General features: G+C 34.5%; 3 protein-coding genes and 1 pseudogene. 3 read left to right on the top strand and 1 reads right to left on the bottom strand.

The annotated features are described in order from the left end of the window. Nucleotides 1-63: 63 nt before the first annotated feature. The 3 genes from KFO40_RS25350 to KFO40_RS25340 are packed head-to-tail and all read left to right on the top strand — an operon-like array spanning nucleotide 64 to nucleotide 3,308. Nucleotides 64-1,170, top strand: coding sequence for a thiol-activated cytolysin family protein (locus tag KFO40_RS25350; RefSeq protein ID WP_005809735.1), 1,107 nt, complete (start codon nucleotides 64-66; stop codon nucleotides 1,168-1,170). 15 nt (nucleotides 1,171-1,185) lie between these two features. Continuing rightward, nucleotides 1,186-2,733 (top strand): thiol-activated cytolysin family protein, encoded by a 1,548-nt coding sequence (locus tag KFO40_RS25345; RefSeq protein ID WP_117829534.1) that lies wholly within the window; start codon nucleotides 1,186-1,188, stop codon nucleotides 2,731-2,733. A gap of 41 nt (nucleotides 2,734-2,774) precedes the next feature. Then, nucleotides 2,775-3,308: a porin family protein gene (locus tag KFO40_RS25340; protein ID WP_005809729.1), complete on the top strand. Its 534-nt coding sequence runs from the start codon at nucleotides 2,775-2,777 to the stop codon at nucleotides 3,306-3,308. A 132-nt stretch (nucleotides 3,309-3,440) separates the two neighbouring features. Here KFO40_RS25340 and KFO40_RS25335 read toward each other — a convergent pair. Next, a pseudogene (locus KFO40_RS25335) lies at nucleotides 3,441-3,664 on the bottom strand (mobilization protein); the annotation flags it as partial.

Genomic DNA, 3,664 nt, shown 5'->3' with positions numbered 1-3,664 from the left:
CTCTTATAAACATGGTACTTTTGATTTTTAACATATTCAGTATTAACCTTAATTATATTAATTATGAAACAGTATGTATATTTGTTGATTTTGCCAATTATGTTTTTAATTTCATGTTCCGATGATACAGTTGAAGAAATGGGTGGCTCTAATCATGTTCTTCTTGAGAGATACCCTCAAGAAGTGATAAATATTTCAATGGATAATCCAGAAAGCTTTGCTTCATTTAATAAAACCTCCGTTACTCGTTCTTCTGAATTATTGAAAGATAGTGTATGGAGTAGTGGAAATGGACATACATTAATTTATGAAACAAATGAACATATACCAACTCAAGGGTTAATGAGGTATATTTATTTAGGTTCAATTCTTCAAGGTGGATCTATTGAAAAGCAGCGCTTTGTTCCTATTGTAAAACCTATGGATCCAATTACAATATCATATTCTTTTCCAGCTCGTTGGGTTACTGATATTATCGCAAAACCGAGCCTTTCAGCACAAAGGCAATCTTTGCAGAATATAATGAATAAAGAAGGCATGACAGGTAAACAGTTGGGGTCTTTTACTTATAATATGAGGCAATTTTCCTATTTTGAAGAGTTAAAACTTGCTTTTGGAGCAAATGTCAACATAGGCGGGCTCCTTAATATTGATGTCAGTCTTGATAAGGGAAAAATAAGAAAGAAAACCGGATTGTTTGCGAAAATAGTACAACGTAATTACACTGTTGACATGGACCTTCCTGCTGATGGAAATATTCTTTTAAATCATGATGATATGGGATCTGTCGGTAAGTATGATCCTATTTATATCAGTTCCATTACTTATGGAAGAATGGCCTTAATTTCGATAGAATCTTCTGAAAGTTATGATAAAGTAAGAATTGCCTTACAAGCTGCCTTACAAGCTAAAGTTGTAAATGGGAAATTATCTTTTAATCTTGAACAAGAAAAGATTCTTAAAGAAGCAGAGGTGAACGTCATGGTGTATAATGGAGAAGGAGAAGGCACTGTTAAAACTGCGAAGGGGTGGAATGAGTTTCAAGATTTTATAATTCAAGGAGGTCGATTTTCTAAAGACCTGCCGGGAGATGCAATTTTTTATACTGCGAGTTATTTATCTGATAACTCTCCCTTCTACTCCAAATTTAAAATCCATTTAGAAAATTGACAATAACTTAGAACCATGAGAATCTTAAGATATACTCTGTTTTTATTTGCTATAGGATTAATTTCATGTGAACAAGAATTTGACAAAAAAGAACAGCAATCTGATTGCTGTTCTTTTCAAAATCTACCTAAGTATCCCGAACAAGTGGTGAATATAAATGTGCATAACTATATTCCTGATATGGGAGATAAGGTTTTATCTTCTCCTTCGCATATCCATACAAGAGCTTCAGAAATCATTTCTGAGACATTATGGGATAATGGGTTTGGTAAAACAATTCATGCACAGGCAGATGAGTCGATAGTTTTGGATAATCTGAATCGATATATTTATCCTGGCTCTATCTTGGATGGGGCAAGCGTTGCCAATCAGGATTATAAAACAATCAGTGTCCACTATAAGCCTATAAATGTCTCTGTGTCCTTTCCTGCCCAAAAAGTTACAGGTGTACTTGAAAAGCCCTCTTTGTCTTCATGTAGGCAGTTGGTAATGGATTTGATGCATCAGAAAGGTATAGGGCAACAATCAGCTTCCGTACACTTTGATATACACCGTTTTACATCTTATGATGAGCTGAAAATGACTTTTGGATCAAATGCCAATACGAGCTTTTTATTTTGGGGGTCGTCATCTTCCCAACAAGAACATAAGGAACGAATTAGTAAAAGTAGTGGCTTATATATAAGGTTTATTCAGAAATATTTTACAATTGATATGGATATTCCTGAGAAGAGTTTTATTGAAGGTAGTATCAATGCCCAATACTCTCCTGTCTATGTGAGCTCCATAGCTTATGGAAGGGTCGGCATATTAACTCTTGAAACCGATGAAATATACGAGAATGCGGAGTCCATTGTAAAGAAGGCCGTTAATGGCTTTTTATATAACAAAAAAGAATTTCTGACAGTTGAAGAAAAGGGCTTTTTTGATGAGGCCAGAATGAAAGTATATGTAGGGGGAGGAAATGGTGACAGTGGTGTAAAGACCCTTACCGGATTTGACGATTTTATCAAATTTATAAGTGAAGGAGGGCATTTTTCTGCAGAGACACCTGGTAAACCTATATTTTGCAGCTTTGCGTATTTGTCGGATCATTCACCTTATAAAGTTAAATTTAAAATTGATATTGATAGCGATCCTGTATATGCAAGAATTGAATATCGGAATCTAAAAAATGACTCCTATGTGGGTAGATCTTTACAAAGAGAAAAGATAATTGGCGATGTACATCTTGCCTTTTATGCTGATAGAACGGCTAAGATTCCGACAGTTGCTCCAAGATACATTTCTTTTAATATTGTAGAACATAGCAGACATTATTTGAAGGCTCGAATACCAAGAACAGAAAAGGATGATACAACAGTAGAAGAATTTGTTAAGAGTAATAATAGCCGTGGTACTGAATTACAATTAAAACATGATTTGTTGCTCACAAAATTTGTTTGGACGCATAATAACCCAAGAAGAACTCGATATGAACAAAACACTTTCAGATATAGTCTTAGTGAAGGTGGTTTTTACAAAATTCTCCCTGCTATAAATGAGCCAAAGAAGTGGCGATAATTTGAAGTTAGCACTCCTTGTCGGACAAATAAATAAGAGATATGGTATTAAAAGATAAATTGGTTATGAAAAAAGTATGTATGTTACTTCTTTGGTTATTTATATGCAATATTGGGCTGGTATTAGCACAAGGAAGGAGATTCGAATTTGAATTAGGAGCCAATTATCCAATTGGGCTACAAAAGAATGGATATAAAGAAAATCATGTTGGGTTCTATTTAAATGGAATATATAGGTTTTCCACCAATCCGTTAAGTGTAAATCTAAAATTAGGTTATGAAAGTTACACAATTGTACTGAATAATACTTTTAATGGAAGATCTTTATCTCTTATGCCGGCAGCTAATTATCATTTCTTACGGAATGAATCTGTTGATTCCTATGTTGGTTTGGGAACTGGTGTTTCAATTGATAATATAGATGTGGGAGTTTTCAATGAAGGTTATAAGTTGCACTTTGCGGTGGCTCCACAAGTTGGTATTAGATTTATAAACCATATAAATGTATATTTACAGTATTATGTGACACATAAAGATTTTTCCAGGTTGGTATTGGGAGTTGGTTATGTTTTCTGATATTGTCCAAGTGAAGAATAGATTTTTCTATATTTGTTAGATTTAGGGTGTCAATTTGCGTTTAACAGGTGCCAGTAAAGAGTATATTCTTTTACTGGCACTAATAATTTATAGCCTCTCGTTATTAAGTGATTATATTTTCAATCCTTTTCGTTGCTTGTTTTCAACAGGTGTGTTTAGCCCTAACTTTTCTTTAATTTCCTGAAACTTCTTCCTGAACCAATCGAGTATGGGTATTCCGTCAATGCACAGCCTGAATTTTCCTTTCTCCTGCGGGTTCCTCTCCACTGTTGCCGTTGAGTGCTCCGTCCTGAACTTCTCCTTGTACTCCTTTGAATAGAGCCTTCCCTTGAACT

The sequence above is a fragment of the Bacteroides sp. 1001302B_160321_D4 genome, assembly GCF_015667765.1.
In the GTDB taxonomy this organism is placed as follows: domain Bacteria; phylum Bacteroidota; class Bacteroidia; order Bacteroidales; family Bacteroidaceae; genus Bacteroides; species Bacteroides xylanisolvens.
The sequence above is the reverse complement of the archived record's forward strand: the minus strand, read 5'-3'. Positions and strand labels throughout refer to the sequence as shown.